Source organism: Enterobacter cloacae complex sp. GYL001 (genome assembly GCF_049237125.1).
GTDB lineage: Bacteria > Pseudomonadota > Gammaproteobacteria > Enterobacterales > Enterobacteriaceae > Enterobacter > Enterobacter hormaechei_C.
In genome coordinates this window covers 13,715-33,042 of record NZ_JBMKGW010000022.1, presented here as the reverse complement: position 1 = coordinate 33,042, position 19,328 = coordinate 13,715, and the positions used below count along the sequence as shown (strand labels likewise).

Here is a 19,328-nt window from a genome sequence, read left to right as displayed (position 1 = left end):
GACCTCAGTTACGTGTGCCACGAATACTTTCAGTGAAAGCCTTCCGTTGCAGGCGACGGTTATCCCAGGTTGAAATGACGTCCGAGCTGGTACCGACCTGGTTGTGCGATAGCTCATAGGCGGCTTTAACCTGTTTTGAGAGATTGTCTGTTAATCGGTTGAGATCATCCCTTTTACCCGACAGCGACTCACTCGGTATGCTCATGGTTGAAATTTTGGCCTCAACCTGGCGCAACATGTTGATTACGAGGCTCGTCGCAGCAATAGTGCTGATGTCCTGAATGTATGCGTACCCTTCCGGTGCTTCGAATGTTTGCAAAGAGTCGATAATGGTCGGGATGCCGATATAGGAGATAATGCGTAATTCATCATCTGAAACACGAACGTCGTTGATGATTTTTTTCTGTACGTTTAAAAGAAGATCAGAAATGGTATCCTTCAATCCCTTAAAACCACCGTCATTAACTTCTGACATGACAAGGCACTGAGCCTTTCGTGGGGATGATGGATCTGGTGCCGGAGAACACTTGAGCATTTTAATTGATCCGCCAGCTGGTGGCCCCATGATGTAATCCGTGACAGTCATGGTAGACGGGCGGACTTCCATTCCCGCTTTTTCGCCTTTGCTATCCCAGTTGATAATGACAGTACCTACGAGAGACATAAGTTGTTCTGCCAGTTTATAACCGGATAACTCCGTTACCCCTCCGATGTTCATCGTTCCCTTATCAATATCCATGAACGACATATAGAAGAGGTTACCACTGAATTTTTCAGCGAACTCTTCGGGATCCTTTGCTTTAACCTGAGAAGTGACAGCTTCAGGTGACTTTGTCATCGATGAGCCAAAATCAGGAATAAGACCATTAATCGATCCCAGAATTGAGGCTGGTCCAGAGCTAACTGAGTTAGCGAACTGGCTTGGCGTACCCACGTTTTCAGAAAGGAAAGAGTAAGTTGCATTGCATGAATCTTTCGCAAATTTATTTAGCGCTTGCAGTTTGTTTTGGATGTCATTAATCGTTGCAGCACAGTCAGCACAAATAGCTGAAACAGCAACGTTAAAAGCATAGATAGCCGCACCCTGGGCAATACCACGGGCCACCTGCACAAGCTGGTCCCCGTTGATCATGCTGAAGGACCCAAGAAAAACGTCAATACCGTTACAACCGACAGAAGCTTTTGGAAACGACATGGAAACAAGGTTGGTATTAACGTTTGTTGTTCGGTAAGACATTGACCCGCCAACTATGCCTGTACGGGTTGCTGTGGAAAAGGTGGCCGGGCTGGTAGACGTCATCATGCCATTGAAAATGTTACGCATTGCGTTGTCTGCATTTGCAGTCGGGGCTAAAATTGCAGCACAAACAGAAAGAGACAAAAGTAACTTTTTGAAGTTGAAAACGGCATTACTGCGCATAAGTGCCTCCAAAACTGCCGCCAGCATTGAGATAATTGACCGGATCGGCCGTAGGCATGTCATAGCCTTCGAGTTTTTGGTCCATTATTTTTTGAAGTAGGAATGGGTCTGATTCCATTTCGGATTTATTAACGGTAATAACGCCATCATCGCCGATGGTATATTGCCTTTTAATATCTAGAGTTGACTGGAACGAAGCGTCATCGATCAGATTCATGCCCTTCGCGGCAAGTATAATAGTGTTCTTTAATTCATCAGCGGAGATCATGCCTTCACTAATGCGCTGAGCTGATGTCCCATCCTTTGAAACCAGGAAAATTGTAGGTACCTCTCGAATTTTAAATTGATCAATAATTTGTGCGTTGGGGATGTTAAAATCCTGAAAAAGGCCATTATGCAATGGCCTTCCATCCATACTGATTGGAAGAATATCTACCGAATAATAGTTCTGCATAAATTGAAGTATTTGGCTTTCTTCGTGGCAAAACTGGCAAGTACTCTGGAAAAAGAAAAATAAACCTGACTTAGTAAAGATATCTTTCATTACCGTTTGCTGATTTTTTTCAACAACAGTGCGGTGAGCATCCAGTGCCACCTTTTCCACTGGTTGCCTGCGTTTTTCAGACATCATCGGGTTTTTAAGAAAATAATCTTTTGATTTGTCAGAAAAACGCGTACTGATATCCAGCATTAACCTTTGCGCCGTGTAATAACGTGATAGATTTTCTGCGGTAGGGTTATCCATTGCCTGCGTTAACAGTCGAGGCATATTCTCTTTTAGCCATTTTGAATTTAAATCTACCATTTCCTCTTTTGAAGGCGAGCTAGCAGCACCGGTTGGTGGCAAAACCTCTTCTTCTTCAGCTTCGCTTTTTTTAGCAGGATCGTCATACCAGAAGAAACCCTTCTTATAAGCCTGGCCAGATACAAAGGGCGTATCTTTTATTAGGGGTTGCTCAGGGCTGGCGTGGGCACCAGTAATTACCAAAGACATAAGCAAAACCATCTTTGAAGGCGCTAATGCAATACGAGTCATAGACCGTTCTCCTTTTCTGATGCGGTTATGATGGCATACAAAAAAAAGGTTAGAGCTCGTATAGCATGGTCGTTTTTATGTTGAAAAGGACGGAAAAGGAGTGCTGACTAAGAAGATAGTCTCGGTGATGGAAAGATCATCCATCTTGCACGTTGTCAAAAATCCGGTGTAACAAAAACATGGTTTTATCGAATATCTAAAAGCAAATATTGCTTTGAAAACAGGTGTATTTAGAGCTGAAAAAAATCATCACAAGTAATGCTGTTTCTATATTTCAAAAAAGGAATAGCTAAGGATCAAAGAAGCGAACTTAGACAAGAATATAAAATATATTAATTGAAAGCGATTAAGAAGTCGTCATGCATAGAAGGTTTTGAGAACCTAAGTAGTTTTACGTTTTCAACAGAAAAAAAGGTGCACATTTTTGGAACGAAGAAAAACTGAATAAAGAAAAATCAAATTATATCTTTACTTGTCAAGAGTTGATATTTAAGTTGTAACTAATATTTGATTGTAAAGCAAACAACAGAATTTGACTTAAGTCAATATTTAGATTCAGACAAGGCAAGTTTCGCGATATCTTTTTTAAATTTAATCTAATTCTTCTTGAGAATACCTCTCTATGGCTGAAGCAGTTGAAGATAATCTGCAACGTGGACAATGAGCATCATTTGTCACTGGCACAATGTATGGGCGTTTACATTTTTCGCAGGCACCTAGTTCTTCAATTTCTTTCATAGAAGTAAGGATTTCTATTATTTTATTAACTTCCGGTGCGCATACAAAGTATCCCAGATTATGAAGGACACTCATTATTCGGTTGAAGTCAATTTGCCGAAAACTCGCTTCCGGATTTATTGGATCAAAACCAAAATAGTTAACTGCGACATCAATAACAGCAGAAAAGGCTCGGCGGTTATCTGTGCGTTTGCTCCAGCCCCGGATACCTTTTTTGAGTTTTGTTTTTGCACCAGGCTCAAAATCGATATTTTCAGCAACATGATTACCGTACAAAATTCGTATTGTATTTTTATTTGCCCCAAGCGACATAGTTCTTGCTGCTCGCAATAGAGCATTAGCTTTTGTTTGATCGACCTTTGCCATATCAATAATCCTTTAACATAACTTTATTTGTTAAAGTGTTGAACACATCCTGACGGTGACTGGTGAACATAGTGTCATAACGTAATAGTTCCATCAAATCATCACTAACTTTTCCTAACCGGATGTCAGCAGACAATTCATAAGCCCAGGCAAAAACTTTCGTTTTAAGTGAAACACTCTCTTCAATATGCCCTTGTGAGAAAGCAATTGTACGTGGGAAAAGAACGACATCGTTAATTGTTTTTAACGATGAATAACCAATGTCTTTAATAGCATCAGCTGTAGTTGGTTTTAAACCAAAGAAAATACTTACAAACTCTGGTGCGAGCATTGAGATAAAGAACACCTGCATAAAGTAGTCATTCTGTATATCAACACATTTAGAACGCAACTCATGAATCTTCTTGGGATTATAGATATCCACTGTACCATTCAGAAAAGTCACTTTTTCACCGGCATCGTAAATACCATAGTCAATATCATTTGTATCATATTCACGAATTACATTGGAATCACCGTCCAAGACCGCAGAAAAAAACCTCTCCCATGTAATTTCCTTTCCGAGTGTACGCGGAACCAAAAAACTACCTGGACGTGTTTCCACTTCAAAAGCTAAATCAGCGGCTGTACTAAATCCTTTCCCAAATAGGCGACGCTGGAGAAGAGGAGTCCCAGTTTGATATGCAGAAGATCCATGCACAGGCAATAACATTAAAAATGCACGGTAACTACGAATAAGCGAAATCTCAGTGCGGAAAAGTTTACCGAGTAAGCTACGAGTTAAATTATCAGATTCTGACATGTGCTGATTGTCCTTGCGCCATTACAATTGTTCAAATCTTCAACATGGATTTTTTGTTAGGTGTTCGGTAGGGTGAAAAGTAACTTTTAGTATTTTCTTAAGGCTTGAATAAGCCTTAAATCTATCCCTTCAACCACACCGCTTACTTGTAACACTTTTTAACCAAACTAACCAGAATTTTATCAAAAATTCCTGCGCATGCTAACGAAATGTGAAGCGATTAAAAAAAAACCTAAATCCAGCCCCTCCCAACGTTGGATTAGAATAACGACGTCTTTCACTGACCGTCATAAACTGACATTTTTACTTTTCATCAACCTCATGCTTACATAGGATCACTAAACAAAGAAAAGTGACCCTATGAATGCCTCACATAGGGTCACTTATGTTTGAAAAGTGACCCTATGTAATGTCGTCATAGGGTCACTTTTTATAAAAGTGTCACTATGGACAAAGTTCCATAGGGTCATTTTTTTTGGAAAAGTGGCACTAGATATATGTATAACTTTAATAGAGCAATGCACATTATCAAAAGCAATAATCCACAATGGTCATTCTGTCAAAAGTAACTTTAGGGGGTAGCGATGGAAGTGAGGCTAAACTCGCTGTTACTGTTTCTGAAGGCCCCTCCCGAATGGGGGAAACAGCGAGTGCATTACATCTGTTCAATTCCCTCATCAAAGAGCATTCAAAAATCTTCTGTTCGTGAAAAAAAACGGAAATTTCCTCCGGTATAGTAATTTCACATCAGGAGGCGTCATGAGTAATTCAAATCTTATAAGTTCTATAGAGCTAACACGTAAAAATTTACGTGCTCAGATTGAAGGTTTGCGTGTTGAGGCTGAAGATCTCATTACAAAATACTGGATCAAGTGGAAGGAACGAAACCACCAAGAGATTAACCTTACCCGACATAGCAAAGTTCCAAAGAGGGAGTACCTGGGTTCTTACGCACCAAAAGTTGAGCTAATTGGTAATGCCAGAAAAGTAACGATCACTTGGCATCAGTTCAGCCCTTATAAAACAAGAGCGCCTAGCCACATGTCAAAACGGGTGCAACCAATGAAAAGTGGAAAATATTCTAAGAACTGTTTTGTAAACCATGCCAGCTGGGAATACGAAATGATTTCTGAAACGGAAGCATTGCTGGAGCCTTACAGAGAAATGCTTGAGCTCTATCATTCAGCATATATCGAACTTGGACGAAAAATCCGTCAATACTCAAAAACTAAGGTGGCACAATGAACGACGCAATTATCACGGACAATGAGCGTATTAACATTGAACCAAAAGATGTAATGGTAAAAGGTTCAAATAAAAAGCAAGGCGTAAACGCTCAAACTTCTACTCAACGTAGACCAGAGCACCAGGGTATGGCCAAAGTTATTATTAACCCCGGCACCCCAGACTTTAACCGGTTTTTAACTGCCAGAAATGGAGCAGTCATCAGAGGTTTTGATGATGTGAGTATCGCTATTTCCTCTCTCTTTAAAACGGTTGATGCAGTTAAACATCCTGACCTTGTTCAGGCTATTCAGGATTGGTTCAACGAGCTGCATGAAGAAAACAATAAGATGAAAGAAAATCTTGTTGCTTATATTAAGTCAATTGAGTTCGACAAGAATGACTCATTCATGTCATCAACTCAGTTTGTACCTTTCAGTTTTGAACCAGTACAACTCAACTTCAATAACCACAACACCATGAGGTTTTACAAGTACATCTTCGAGATGAACCAGCTCATGAACACAATGTATGAGTACAACTCATTGGGTTTACTGGCTGTAAGCGACTATCCGGTTATGTCTCACAACATTATAAAGAGTATTAATTTATATGTTGAGAATGTGAAAAAGACTCTGAATGTTTCTCGCCGTAAGGATGGGCCATACAGTCCAGCAGAGTTCATCACCAAAGTAATGCAATATAAAAGTGTGCAGGCATACATTGCAGCCGAACTGTCAGGCAAACGTCGATAAGGTATGATGATGAATTTCAGGGCGCTGTATTTATGTATTAAACGGATTTTGGGGATATTCTCATCTCAGGAGAATGATGCAACCTCTGTAATGATTGAGGATATATCAAGCCTCTCTCCTTTTGCGCAGATTCTAGGAGATCAGAAGTACACTGTTCCTGATCATCCAAATCCAGAAGTCCTGAAATTCATCGAGTATCCAACTCGTCCGACGGGCATACAGACATTTAATGAACAGTCAATCCTGTCTCTGTATCGGGAAAAGCTGCACTCAATTTCAATGATGTTAGCTATCAGCGATAGCGACATCAGGGACGATGCATATACATTTACTAATTTAGTTTTAAAGCCCTTGGTTGAATATGTTCGCTGGATACATCTTTTGCCAGCTTCCGAAAATCATCATCATAATGGTATTGGTGGGTTACTTTCTCACAGCCTGGAAGTGGCCATACTCTCTTTAAAAAATGCGCATCACTCAGAACTGAGACCAATCGGATATCAAGATGAAGAAGTAGTCCGTAGAAAAGTATATCTCTATGCTGCGTTTATCTGTGGTTTAGTCCATGATGCCGGAAAGGTTTACGATCTCGACATTGTAAGCCTGAATTTAGCTAGTCCGATCATTTGGACGCCAAGCTCACAAAGTCTTCTTGACTGGGCACGTGAAAATGACGTGGTTGAATACGAAATCCACTGGCGAAAGCGTATTCATAATCAACATAATATCTGGTCCAGCGTTTTCCTTGAGCGAATCCTAAACCCGGTATGTCTTGCATTTTTGGATCGGGTAAATAAAGAACGTGTTTATTCAAAAATGATCACCGCCCTAAACGTTTATACTGATGGGAATGACTTTTTGTCTAAATGCGTGAGGACCGCTGATTTCTATTCTACTGGTACAGACCTTAATGTTTTACGTGACCCTATCATGGGTCTGCGTTCTAATGATGCAGCAGCAAGGGCCATTAGTACCATCAAGCACAACTTTACCAGTATCAATATCAACAATTACAATGCTAAGCCTATGCACATCATTATCGTAAATGGTGAGGTATACCTTAACGAGAACGCATTCCTTGATTTTGTTCTCAATGATTTCGAATTACATAAATATAACTTCCCTCAGGGAGAGGCTGGTAAGACCGTATTGGTAGAATCCCTAGTTCAACGTGGTTACGTCGAGCCCTATGATGATGAGCGTGTCGTTCACTACTTCATTCCGGGTATCTATTCGGAAAACGAAATATCAAACATCTTTAGAAATGGGATAGGGAAACTAGAATTCTATAACCTTCTTAAGCTAAGGTGGATTGGTTTAATCTTTGATTCCTATAAAATCCCTGACTCAGTGCCGGGTCTTTTTAGCGTTAATGCCAATAAAGACTTTATTTACATTGACGAGCAAAAAACAGTTACTGAATACAGAAGACCAGTGCCCGGTCGGGACGTTATAACTAAAATTACTGATACTGTTGAGACGGCTGTTCTTAAGGTTAATGATTTAGGCCGCTCCTCTGCCTCTATTGATGTTGATATACATTCTAAGAAAAATGAAGGCTCATCCGACGATTTTGAGAAGAAAGCCGAAAGTGATAATGAAATTGATAATGACACGCAGATAGTTAAATCTGAGGGTGAGGAAGCAGCTGATCCTGTCATTCCTGATATAGAAGAAAGTGAAGATGAATCGGCAAAGGACACGGAATCCCATGTCCTGGTCAACCAACTTCATGAACTCCTTTTAAGCGCTCCACTTTCCAATGACTATATAGTGTGTGTTGATGCTGTCCCCTACCTCAACATAGATACCACTATGGCATTGCTGCCGGGATTAGATGAAAAAGCATTCAGTGAAGAGCCCTATTTCCAACTGACATTCAGAGAAGGCTCTCTCGATGGAATGTGGATAGTAAGGGACATTGACGATCTGCGTTTAGTCCAGCTCGGCGATAACTGCGCCGGGTTCCAGCTCACCTATCATGAGCCAAGAAGGCCAACAACTTTAAAGTCACTTTTCAATACTTCTATGTATCAGGCATTAGTGATTAATGATGAGTCTTCTGTTGAAAACTCTGCCCCACGTCCAAAGCAAACGCTTGAGCTGCCTCCCCCACGTGTAAATGCAGTCGAAGAACATTCTGGCGACGTGGAATATCATGGAACCGATAGTGCATCCGCGACTGGTCCGCTGAAAACTGAGGCTGTGGAATATGAACATTATCAACATCTTTTTGAGAAAGAAGATGAAGAGCATGAGATCATTGATTATACCGATTTCTCACAGCTTAGTGTTTCTCGGCCAGAAGTCGGTAGTTGTGCAACAAGCTCTTCGGTCCATAATGAAAAGCTTCTCTCCGAGCCGTCAGAATTACCAGAACTTAACCGAGAACAGAACGCTGATCCCCAGGGTACGAATGAACGCTCTATGGATGTTTCTGTAGGACAAGAAAACTCAGAACCAGATACTGAGGGTAACTGCCCACCACCAGCTGAAGTTGTGTATTCCCAGACCGAAGCAGCCGCAACCAGTGTGATGGCAAGTGAAGAGCCCGCCTTACCTCCTGTACTTGAAGAATCAAATGGAGAGCATGCGCCCACAGACGCTAAGGGGCATCATCTTTCGCCAGCACTGGCCAGACTGTTCGCCCCAACAGCACCGGTAGAAAAACAAAATCCCAAGCGCAACCGGAATAAATCATCGGACAAAGCAGAAGTACAAAAACCAGCATCACCTGTTTCTGGTCACAATCTGAACAGTAAAGTCTTTGCATCTACTGAATCAGACCAAAATGGTGAATTCTCGCTTATAAGCGAAGGTGACGTTACAGAGCTTGAATTTGTAGAAATTGCGTTAGTACTGCATCAAATTCTGTCCAAAATGGAGGTGGCGTTTAAAAGAAAGCGCAAAAACAGATTTATGGTAAGTACTCCTAATACTCTCTATCTGACCCAATCTTGCGTGGAAAAATTTGGGTCGCAGTTAGAGGCTCAAGATCTTTTCAATAAGCTTCCTCAGTACCTCGTTAATTCTGGTGCTGTGATCAATACAAAATGCCATGCATTTAACATGCCTACTTTGCTGGCCGCATCAGACCGGGCGAAAGTGGACATTGAACGAATTATCAATAACCTGAAAGAGGCTGGGAACCTATAATGTCAGATTCGAAGAGGACTAACCTCCATGCACAAGAGAATTTTTATCGGCCTATTCTTGAGTATCGTAGTGCCTCAATACTTTTGATTTGTTCGGTTTCTATGCTTTATATGGGACTTTCTTCAGACGGACTGGACATCGCCCCAATAGTTCTGTTCACCTCAATATTGCTTTTTTTGCTGTGCCTTTATCGTTGCAAAACAGCAGCGCCATTTTTGATGGCTCATTGGCGTGTATTCAAGCGACATTTCATGTTCGTTAGTCTTGATTCACTGCGTGTAATTAACAAAAGTAACTTTTTCTCCAATGAGCGAAAGTATCGTCAACTGGTTCAGGATTATCAAAATAAAAATAAGGATATACCCGAGCGAAAGTCCTATTTTTGTGATGGGTTTGAGTGGGGTCCGGAACATGCGGATCGGGCATATCAAATAGCTAACCTCTCCAGTGATAAACGTGAGATCGAGTTGCCATTCGTCTTCAACCCAATTAAGAGACATTTTGACGCAATGGCTCGTAAGATGGGCGGCAGCAATGCAATTTTTGCTGTGGAACGTAGGGAACCCATATTTGTAACTGAAGACAATTGGTTTGGTCATACTCTGATAACCGGAAACGTGGGTACCGGGAAAACGGTGCTACAGCGTTTACTAAGCATTAGCATGCTTCATCTTGGTCATGTTGTTGTTGTCATAGATCCAAAGAACGATGCAGAGTGGCGAGAATCTCTAATGGAAGAGGCTAAGACCCTCGGTCTTCCTTTCTATAAATTTCATCCTGGCCAGCCAGCATCTTCGGTCTGTATTGATGTCTGCAACACCTATACTAATGTTTCTGACCTAACATCTCGTCTTTTGAGCTTGGTGACAGTTCCCGGTGAGGTTAACCCATTCGTTCAGTATGCCAAGGCTCTCGTTTCCAATGTGATTTCCGGGCTTTCTTACATAGAGAAAAAGCCTTCTATTTATCTGATTCACAAGAACATGAAAAGCCACATGTCTATTGTGAATCTTACAGTCAAGGTAATGGAGTCATGTTACGCGAGATATTATGGTTACGATGTCTGGACCGAAAAAGTTAAGTACGTCGCTAACGATACCTTGCCGGTACGTTTCAAGCGTCTCGCTGAATGGTTTACGGCTCATTTCATGAATTACGAGGGGTCCGAACAAATAGACTGGTTAGATACTGTTTCCCAGCTTATTGATTACTCAATGTCCGACCCAGAGCATATGGCTAAAATGACCGCAGGTATTATGCCTGTTTTCGATATGCTCATTGAAAAACCTTTAAATGAGCTTTTATCTCCTAACCCGAACTCAGTATCATCAAGAGAAATTGTAACAAGCGAAGGGATGTTCAGCACTGGCGGGGTGCTATACATTTCGCTTGATGGCCTTTCAAACCCCGATACAGCAGCTGCTATTTCTCAATTAATAATGTCAGATCTGACCTCCTGTGCCGGTAGTCGCTACAACGCTCAAGATGGTGATATGTCAGCTAATTCCAGGATAAGTATTTTTGTTGATGAGGCACACTCAGCCATTAACAACCCTATGATTAACCTTCTGGCGCAGGGTCGTGCAGCGAAAATTGCACTGTTTATTTGCACCCAAACCATCTCCGACTTTATTGCTGCGGCAAGTGTTGAAACTGCCAATCGAATTACGGGGCTCTGCAACAATTATATAAGCTTGCGAGTCAACGATACTCCTACTCAGACGCTTGTTGTAGAGAACTTTGGTAAGAGTGCGATAAGCACAAATATGGTCACTTATACGACCGGTTCAGAAACATCTTTGCCGCATAATAACTTCTCAGGTTCAATCTCAGAAAGAAAGCAGACAACTTTAGAAGAGAGTATTCCAAAGGATCTCTTGGGTCAGGTCCCTATGTTTCACATAGTTGCCAGGCTTCAAGATGGCAGGAAGGTTGTAGGCCAAATCCCTATTGCTGTTGCTGAGAAACAAATGAAGCCAAACACAACTCTGTCGGAAATGCTTTTCAAGAAGGCCGGAAAAGTTACTTTGCGTCAAAATCTCGATATCAAAAATCTTAATAAATTTCTAAGGAAGTTGCATTGATGGATGAAAAAATTGTCCTGACGCGCCAGCAAATTTTAAGCTCTGCACTAAAAGTCAGCAAATGTCGCTCGCTCGTAAAAAGGCGCTTTCAGTCTTTGGGTTTAAAGTACGCAGATTCTCAGGAAGTTCGAGATCGGCTAACTATGATAGAAAAAAACGCGTTTCATCATTTGGGAAAATTTTGTCAGAGCAACGATATCGATTCCCTATTCTCCATGGCAAATACCCTGTCTGAGCTTTTCCTTTTAAAGGGAGAGTTGATCACGACTGATCCCTTTGGGGACCGTGAAACCAGCTACTGGTCGGTACCACAAGGATCATGCCATGAATGGATTCAATCACTGACCACCAGCGAAGGTCCTGAACGTAAATTCGTTAGTTTCCGTATTTCTTTCGATAACAATGACGTACGGTGTGATCTTGTAAAAAAGAATGCCCGTATGCTTGGTTGTTATCTTTTGCCTTATTTCGTCGATTTAACACGCACGGTGGGCGCATTCATTAATTTGCCAGGTAGTGTCTCTTTTAAACAAGTACAGCGCATCAAACCCCAGATTCATCCAGAAACAACACATAGTCATATAGTTACTATTGAGGACTCTCCCTTTCTTTCTCGGTTAAAATTTAAAATCATTACTGCCATAGATCAGCTTCCTGACCCTAATGGCCTTTATACAAACACCTTTAACAGCATTATTGACCGTGCACTGCTGACTCATCTCAAAACCGAACAGGAAAAAATAGATAGTCCAAGAGTCTGCAAAAATGTGATTTCGGCTTTTGCCGACTCAACTCTTTCTCTGCCGGTGTTTAACATCGGCCTAAACGAGCAGTACAGATACTGGACGCCGTGGGGCATCAACTTTATAGAATTTTCCCGCCAGGCCGCAAAAGCAAGGACCGCTGTATTTGTTCCTGATGTGGGACAGATCGAGTGGAAAAGCGCAGAGCATAAAGAACTGGCGGAGTTAAGCCTCATCGACCAAATCATACCTAAACAGTACCACTGGCTCCTGGGTATCCCGACGATGTGGCGTAACAACTATTGCAATCACGATCAGAGGCTAGCTCTTTTTCGTGAATGGAGGGAAAGCAATGGCTGCGGATAATACAAGCAGGGCAGCAGTGCTCAGAACAATGCTTTTTTTTGGCATGGTCATTTATTTTGGTTACAGCTTGGCTTTCCAGAATACTGAGGAGCTCAAATATCAGATTACTCAGGAGGTTAATGCAAGCCGGTCCATCATATCAAATGACCGTTGGAAGTCTGTCATTGCAAATAGTGAAGCGACTTTAAATTGGTTGGTACATGACTATAAGTTAATTGACTATCTGAATACTATTCTGATCCCTGACACCAAAAAACCAGCCAGAGGTATTAACATTGTTGCTGAAAAATTTACCTCTATTAATTACACTATGGCCAAAAACATACCCCTCTTACTTTATCAGTCCATTTTCCGGTGGAACTTAATCCTGGGGTGGCTAATCGTTTTTCTGCCCTATCTATTTGCCATGCTAGCAGATGGAATGTACCAGTGGAAATTGAAGAGGTACGTATTTGGTAAGGTTACAGTTCAGTTTTATCGTATTTGGTTTCGAGCATTTTGGGTGATCAGTGCTTTAACGATGGTCTACCTGGTCATGCCAAATATGTCACTATTTAACAATATCGCTCAACTTTTCCCACCAGTCGCTTTATTGATACTGGGAATTGCATTGAATCGCTTGTGGTCTAACTTTCAAAAACTCATGTAAAGGTGGTCAGATGTTAAGCAGTAAAAAAAGGAAGTCCCCTACAAATATCAAAGAATCGCTCAATGATAACGCTGACCGTTTTTATAAGATGTTTCGCATTCATACCACGGCAAAAGTTGCTATGTCGCTAATTGCCATGACCGCTGTAGGGTTTTCTTTCTACAATCTTTACGAACAATGGCAGGACGCTGAAGGGAAGAAAGACCATATAGCTGTAATACGGATTTCTGGCGAGATGGGTACCGGCTCGGAAACGGGCGATGGAACAGTGATCGCAACAGCTCTTGCCAAAGCTTACAATAATCCCCATGCCAAAGCAGTTATTATCGAGGCAGAGTCAGGTGGTGGTGGTCCCTCTGACGCCATCATTATTTACCGCCAGATAAACGCGCTTAAAAACCACCAGCCACAGATTGAACGCGTATCAGATGCCGGTGGCTCTCTTTCATCTGTAGCCGCTGACAAGAGTAACAAAACCGGGAGCACAGAACGTGGCGATGAAGCACGGTCGAAGCAAAACTCCCTCGAAGTACTCTCCAGCGGTACCGGTCGTTTTTTCTCTGATATCGCAGACTCATATAAACCAATCATCGTTAGTGTGAAAGGCATATGCGCATCCGCATGCTATTACGCGGTATCGCCCGCTGATGCAATTTATGCCGACAGTAATGCCCTGATCGGTTCTATCGGTGTGCGTATGGACCACTGGAATCTGTCAGAGATCATGAGCACAGTAGGCGTCAAGAATGAGCCCCTTACGGCCGGTGAGTTCAAAGATGCTCTTGACCCCTTCCACCCATTGTCCGATTCAACGAGGGAGTTCATGCAGAAGGAGATCCTGAACACGATGCATGAAAAATTTATAACTGATGTTGAACTTGGACGGGGTAAAAAGCTTCTCTCGCGTCATGATGCCGATGCTGTTTCTCTCTATTCAGGCCGTGTATGGCCAACACCTCAGGCAGTTAAGTACGGCCTGGTGGATGGAGATCTTACGTCAGTAGAGATCCGTACACGTCTTTCAAAAATGTACTCCACTGACACGTTCAAAAACTACAATGAGCCTCATCGTAATCTCCGTTCTGCACTCGGCATGCTGATGAGCCTGTCTTCAAATATTGAGAGCCTTACCGGTACCACTACCCGCTTAGTAGAATCTGTTAATGCCACCAGCTACCCCTCTGTGAGGTAACATGGATGCTTTCAATCTGCTGTGGAGCATTACGGGGGTAGCTTTCATTATCCTTATTTTCGTCGTGTTGCTGTGTCTGTTGGGATTTATGACCTCTGCCATAGCGGAACGGCGGACTGCAAAGGCAATTGAATCTGGGCTTCCTGAAGAAGCTCAGGGGCTACTTAGTGATCTCACCTTTCAGTTGTCGGCTCATAGCACTACGCAGGTTGATCACATTCTCGTAGCCCCACATGGTATATACGTCATAGAGCAGAAAAACTACGTAGGCAAGCTCTACGGTACTCTGGAGGAAAGCCACTGGCGGAAATGGACTCAGTCCCGAACCCTCAAGTTGCAGAACCCGTTTAAGCAAAACCAGGGGCACATCAGGGCTATTCAGTCTGCTCTTAAGGCTAGAGAACTGGAATGTATCAATGTCGTCATCATAAACGGACGTTGTAAGTTTGATGGCATCAAGCCGGAATGGTTATGTATGGGGATGGACGATTTTATCCATAAAGTCAAACAACGACGAGGGCTACGGTTGTTCACACCGGAGTCTGTTCAGCACATCTGTTCGGTGTTGAAGTCAACAAGGAAGTCGCCAGGGCTCTATACGGACCTTACTCATATTCATAACATAACGACAAAGTACAAAGCCCCGATGAAATTCGAGCAACGAGTAACATACATTCTGCTCAACTTTATCCATTATCTGTGGGCAAGTCTGTTCACTAAGCAGAAGCCTTAGCGCTCTATCATTGGTAAGGCTGTAAAATGTCTGCAAAAGGCCCCATCGGTAAATTGTTGGGGCTTTTTCTTTGCGTAGTTCTGATACGGTTTATCCTGTGGAGCATTATGGCCACCAGCCAGCTGGTGACTGGCCAACGCTTTGTATGACGTAGCCTACTCAGGGCAGGCTATTTTAGAGGGACCGATTTTTATCCGGGCTAATTTAGAAAGAGATAATTTGAACTTAGGCGGGCTGACCACCAGCAGAGAGGTAAATCACTAGCCGGTGATATTGACAGAAGTCGTCAGGGGTTTAACGCCGGAATATTTTGCCAGGCCTCCTGCAAGGTCTGCAAGACTTCTACAAGTGATAGTGACGGCCACAGGACTGTTTCCGTCATTATCACTCCAGGTGGCTCGCACTCTACTGGTACCAGAATTAAAACAACACGAGTTCCTTTTACCTGGTAGGCAAGGTTTACTGCCGGTTGGCGGTAGGAGGCCAGTACACCCTCACCATATTGAGCAGGGTTACTTGCCCAGTTCCGCACCATTGCATACACCTGAGGCATATACCGACTATCCAGATCCCCTTTGGGCCGTCTGAACGGCACGATTTCTTCTGAGCGGTAGGTGGTCGTTGTTGTATTGGTTGTCATCTTTGTCACCTCCCCTGTTCGTCCATTTAGAGTTTTAAGCTGCTTTACACATCACACTCAACTGATTATTTAAGCTGGTCATCGTCTCTGGCCAGCATAGCCCAACCATTCGCCTGGTTTTCGCGGGAGTAAGGATTCATTTCAAAATAACTATCTACCGCGTCGCTGTCCGCAACAGAACTGTTGTTAGCTCTCTTTGAACCCTGAACCACTACAGCATCAACCTCTGCGGCTTTCCCGTTGCGCTGTACCAGGATTTTAACCGTATTGGGCTTACGTCTTGCGAGCAGTTTGTTGGCGATAAAAAGCACAACAATCCAGGCCAAAAGCACGTATAAAAATGTATTCATAATGCCCTCCTTTGTATGTGATTATTATACCTGCTTCCATTGCAGGCCAAACAGGTTCGGTGCATGAAAAATAGACTTCTCTCCGGCGTATAGCAATCTACTTACTGATCTGTTTTCGTATCAAACTGTATGGCATAACCGAGGGGCGTACGTGGTGAGTCAGAAAGTTACTTTTCCGTAATAGTTAATTTCAGATCCTTCTTCCAGTTACGCTTCAGTATAAAACCGATACCCTCTAATTCAGCATCCTTCACGTTTAATACGCTTCACTTTAAGGCAGGGCTTTTCGGTTGAAATGAATTCTTTTTCCGGTTGCTGGACATGGGTTTCATCCTGATAGTTAAAGTTGCAGGCTATCAGTCACCACCACCACCTCCGTCACCTCCTCCACCGCCACCATCACAACCACCAGCTATGCTATTTTCACCATTACAATCACCTCCGAGGGGGTTCAAATGGCTGCTCCCCTGTAGATGGTGTCCTTGCCAGATCGAACCCGAACCAGCGCCTCCTGAGCGTCTTTGCTTGCCCTGAGGCAATTGTGCAGGCTCACCAGCACCGGCGGTACCAAAAATGTCCCGGGCAATTTTATAAAGAAGGTAAAAAGGTACGCCCAGCATCATAAAAAAGATTACTGAAAATATTACACGTTCCATTGATGATCTCCTGTCTTGTGAGAGACCAGTTATATCAGGGTGATTCAGTATTTCCGTTTAGAAAAGAGTACTAATTTGGCCCTGTTCGCTCTTAATTTGCCATCCGGGAAAAAGTCATAGGGATAGGCCTGCCAGAGTCAATAACTTCCAGTGATCTGGAGGAGACCCCGGCTCTCTGAGCCCTCATGGATGGTACGGCTTTACCCCTTGTAAACAGATTCACGTTCCGCAGGACAAACATCGACTACTGACGTCTCATATTTGCTGACGCTAATCCGACGTCTCATTGCCGTCTGCTTGTTTTCTTTAAAGGGTGTATTAGACGAATATCAAATCGGAATGGTAGGGGATGTGTGGGCACCATGCCCGGCCCTCTTTGAGCATCTGAGAGATTGGAGACCTAGCCGGGTAAGATAGCTACTTTCTTACGGGTTACCCTTCAAATCCAAAGACGAAACGGACGCTGCCGTTCTCCACGTGGAGACGCTTTACTTCTTCGACAAATTCCTGGATCACCTCTCCGGCGTTATCGGGTGGTATGGCTGACAAAATTTCTTCCGAAGTCAGCCATGAGTATGAATGTTCACCGAATAAATCATCATCTTCGGACGGTATATCATCAGGTAATCCGCGTAATGCGTGGATAAAAACTGCTGATGTGCTCGCCCTTTCACGATCTACATCAAATCCGAGCCAGGCAAAGTGGAGATATGATCGGTCCCCTTTATAATTGCTTGATAAATTAATCCATTTACCAGGCTTTTCTTCCCTTTGAAATCGCCAGCAGATATCAACGCCCATTAAGAAACTCCATTACTATCGTTCGTATGAGATAACTATCATTTCAGAATACTATGACTTCTTCCCGTATAGAACTAATCGCTCACGCCATTTAGCTACTTACTTTTTTTACGTACGCTTGCAGCGCAGTACCTTGAGAGAAGTAAGTAAGACTGGGCGAAGCCAACCGGTTCCGCCACCTCGCTCACCGGCTTTTAGGCGTAAGCACTGAAGTCAGCCTCCATGCTAACTGGCGAGCCTGCGAAAGTCAGACTCGTTGTTATAAAGCGGCATATCGTAAGCAGTGTCTGAAATGAACATTCGGATCTGCTCAAGCGTCATGCCACAATGAAAACGGGTTACGCTCACATTGGCCCGGGGGAAGTCAGCACAAAATGCATTCAAAACATTCTCATGGACAATACCAATGTTGATTAACGCAGCTGGCCCGTTGTCACGGAAAGATACGACACGGAATCCCCCATACCAGCCTGACTGGGAGAAAAATGAAAATGCACTCGTTGCCAGACCATTAGACAGGTCATAGCGCAATTTCCCGCTCAGAGACTGGCTGTCTCTGCTGTACACGCGATTAATGAAAATGCCGGGACCAACTTCTACCGGCTGCTTGTTGCTTGCTAAACACGGAAAGCCCACCAGCGAAACCTCCCTTTCTCCTAACCAGTTTACCTGATACCCGGCAGTGAGAAAGTCAGTCAGTTCTACGCCAGAAAGAGCATTAATGGCCGCAATATCGGTATCCAAAATATTTACGTTTTTCATATTCATCTCATCTATATTCTAAAGTGCGTTTTTTGTCTATCAGCCCGAGGATTGAAAATTTGAATATTTAATGTGACAGAAAAATACCTGTCACCTTTTCAAAAACTGCCTGCAATTGAATATCGAGAGAGTCCATTTTAAAATCCACCAGCTCAGCTTTATTATCGCAAACCGAATAAAAATAGGAGTCAAATGCGTCTGTATCTTCATCTTTAAAAATACGGAAGGAATTAATTTTATTATGCCCTTCAAATTCGGCATGAATACCATAGCGAACCGAGCCGTCATCGAACTGAACAACCCGTCGTACAGAATTAATCCGGACGTACTGTTTTAAGGCCCTCGCGAAATCGGCATTTAACGCCAACGCTCGTAAGATTGAATCAGCGGTTTCATTCTGCTTTTTACGATCATATTCAAACATCCCACAGCCGGTGTTACGAAAGACCGGCTGAAGAGCATTAACCAGGTTGAAGGAATCCACGTTTCTGTCGTTTCTGTACATGAGATATCTCCTGCCCCTCCGCTATACGAAGGGGCTTGATAGGGTTACTGCCAGGCTGCGATCACTTCTTCGCACTGGAAATGAGATAAGCACTGCTGGAGTAAAAGGGCCAGCACCGCTGTGTTAGGGACGCGATTGTTACACCACGCGTTGAATAGCAGCTGCCATGGACCGGCATAATACCCGGCCAGTTTCTTTTTTTGTTTATCTGTGCAGCAGCTGGAAATGGCCTGCTGATAAAGGCTTTCATTCTCGGCACCAGAGCGTTGTTGCAGTGCCTGATAAATATAGGAGTAGACAGAATCGGAGCAATTAGATGCATAGGCCAGATTGGTTTTCATAATACCTCC

19 protein-coding genes are annotated in these 19,328 nt (G+C 43.0%); 8 read left to right on the top strand and 11 right to left on the bottom strand.

Features of this window, described 5'->3' with window-relative positions; all coding sequences use genetic code 11:
* Positions 1–4: 4 nt before the first annotated feature.
* The 4 genes from trhH to ACOTWU_RS23120 all read right to left on the bottom strand — a co-directional run bounded on the left by trhH (position 5) and on the right by ACOTWU_RS23120 (position 4,362).
* A complete protein-coding gene (gene trhH, locus ACOTWU_RS23135; RefSeq protein WP_085013660.1) occupies positions 5–1,420 on the bottom strand; it encodes an IncHI-type conjugal transfer protein TrhH in 1,416 nt (471 codons plus the stop codon).
* On the bottom strand, positions 1,410–2,456 hold the full coding sequence (locus ACOTWU_RS23130; protein ID WP_000196727.1) for a thioredoxin family protein: 1,047 nt from the start codon (positions 2,454–2,456) through the stop codon (positions 1,410–1,412). Before ACOTWU_RS23130 ends, trhH begins: the two co-directional genes overlap by 11 nt.
* Positions 2,457–3,047: 591 nt before the next feature.
* On the bottom strand, positions 3,048–3,560 hold the full coding sequence (locus ACOTWU_RS23125) for a hypothetical protein (protein ID WP_001140952.1): 513 nt from the start codon (positions 3,558–3,560) through the stop codon (positions 3,048–3,050).
* 1 nt (position 3,561) lies between these two features.
* Positions 3,562–4,362, bottom strand: coding sequence for a hypothetical protein (locus ACOTWU_RS23120; protein WP_000004208.1), 801 nt, complete (start codon positions 4,360–4,362; stop codon positions 3,562–3,564).
* A gap of 759 nt (positions 4,363–5,121) precedes the next feature.
* Between ACOTWU_RS23120 and mobI the strand changes: the two genes are divergently transcribed.
* The 8 genes from mobI to ACOTWU_RS23080 are packed head-to-tail and all read left to right on the top strand — an operon-like array spanning position 5,122 to position 15,264.
* Positions 5,122–5,607 (top strand): conjugative transfer protein MobI(A/C), encoded by a 486-nt coding sequence (gene mobI / locus ACOTWU_RS23115; protein ID WP_000071885.1) that lies wholly within the window; start codon positions 5,122–5,124, stop codon positions 5,605–5,607.
* Entirely contained in the window at positions 5,604–6,341 is a 738-nt protein-coding gene (locus ACOTWU_RS23110; RefSeq protein ID WP_000995978.1) for a hypothetical protein, read from the top strand. Before mobI ends, ACOTWU_RS23110 begins: the two co-directional genes overlap by 4 nt.
* Positions 6,342–6,350: 9 nt before the next feature.
* A complete protein-coding gene (gene mobH / locus ACOTWU_RS23105; RefSeq protein WP_001011152.1) occupies positions 6,351–9,497 on the top strand; it encodes a MobH family relaxase in 3,147 nt (1,048 codons plus the stop codon).
* Positions 9,497–11,581, top strand: coding sequence for a conjugative transfer system coupling protein TraD (gene traD / locus ACOTWU_RS23100; RefSeq protein ID WP_001284073.1), 2,085 nt, complete (start codon positions 9,497–9,499; stop codon positions 11,579–11,581). Before mobH ends, traD begins: the two co-directional genes overlap by 1 nt.
* Positions 11,581–12,690 carry a hypothetical protein gene (locus ACOTWU_RS23095; protein ID WP_000343600.1) on the top strand — a complete coding sequence of 370 codons (1,110 nt, stop codon included), beginning with the start codon at positions 11,581–11,583 and terminating at the stop codon, positions 12,688–12,690. Before traD ends, ACOTWU_RS23095 begins: the two co-directional genes overlap by 1 nt.
* The gene (locus ACOTWU_RS23090; protein ID WP_000718549.1) at positions 12,677–13,339 is read left to right on the top strand and encodes a DUF4400 domain-containing protein; all 663 of its coding nucleotides are present in this window, start codon (positions 12,677–12,679) and stop codon (positions 13,337–13,339) included. The genes ACOTWU_RS23095 and ACOTWU_RS23090 overlap by 14 nt, the downstream gene beginning before the upstream one ends.
* A gap of 10 nt (positions 13,340–13,349) precedes the next feature.
* Positions 13,350–14,531 carry a S49 family peptidase gene (locus ACOTWU_RS23085; RefSeq protein ID WP_000952985.1) on the top strand — a complete coding sequence of 394 codons (1,182 nt, stop codon included), beginning with the start codon at positions 13,350–13,352 and terminating at the stop codon, positions 14,529–14,531.
* Between the two features lies 1 nt (position 14,532).
* Positions 14,533–15,264 carry a nuclease-related domain-containing protein gene (locus ACOTWU_RS23080; RefSeq protein ID WP_000338612.1) on the top strand — a complete coding sequence of 244 codons (732 nt, stop codon included), beginning with the start codon at positions 14,533–14,535 and terminating at the stop codon, positions 15,262–15,264.
* A 286-nt stretch (positions 15,265–15,550) separates the two neighbouring features.
* On the opposite strand, the gene ACOTWU_RS23075 is transcribed toward ACOTWU_RS23080, so the two are convergent.
* The 7 genes from ACOTWU_RS23075 to ACOTWU_RS23045 form a co-directional block, all read right to left on the bottom strand.
* The gene (locus ACOTWU_RS23075; protein WP_000210769.1) at positions 15,551–15,904 is read right to left on the bottom strand and encodes a hypothetical protein; all 354 of its coding nucleotides are present in this window, start codon (positions 15,902–15,904) and stop codon (positions 15,551–15,553) included.
* A 65-nt stretch (positions 15,905–15,969) separates the two neighbouring features.
* Entirely contained in the window at positions 15,970–16,254 is a 285-nt protein-coding gene (locus tag ACOTWU_RS23070; protein WP_001091367.1) for a hypothetical protein, read from the bottom strand.
* Between the two features lie 356 nt (positions 16,255–16,610).
* The gene (locus ACOTWU_RS23065) at positions 16,611–16,910 is read right to left on the bottom strand and encodes a hypothetical protein (protein ID WP_000442693.1); all 300 of its coding nucleotides are present in this window, start codon (positions 16,908–16,910) and stop codon (positions 16,611–16,613) included.
* A 432-nt stretch (positions 16,911–17,342) separates the two neighbouring features.
* Positions 17,343–17,711 (bottom strand): hypothetical protein, encoded by a 369-nt coding sequence (locus tag ACOTWU_RS23060; protein WP_000537761.1) that lies wholly within the window; start codon positions 17,709–17,711, stop codon positions 17,343–17,345.
* A gap of 225 nt (positions 17,712–17,936) precedes the next feature.
* On the bottom strand, positions 17,937–18,473 hold the full coding sequence (locus ACOTWU_RS23055; RefSeq protein WP_000800251.1) for a hypothetical protein: 537 nt from the start codon (positions 18,471–18,473) through the stop codon (positions 17,937–17,939).
* A 67-nt stretch (positions 18,474–18,540) separates the two neighbouring features.
* A complete protein-coding gene (locus ACOTWU_RS23050; protein WP_000286108.1) occupies positions 18,541–18,978 on the bottom strand; it encodes a hypothetical protein in 438 nt (145 codons plus the stop codon).
* 44 nt (positions 18,979–19,022) lie between these two features.
* The gene (locus tag ACOTWU_RS23045) at positions 19,023–19,319 is read right to left on the bottom strand and encodes a hypothetical protein (RefSeq protein ID WP_000856246.1); all 297 of its coding nucleotides are present in this window, start codon (positions 19,317–19,319) and stop codon (positions 19,023–19,025) included.
* Positions 19,320–19,328: the final 9 nt, after the last annotated feature.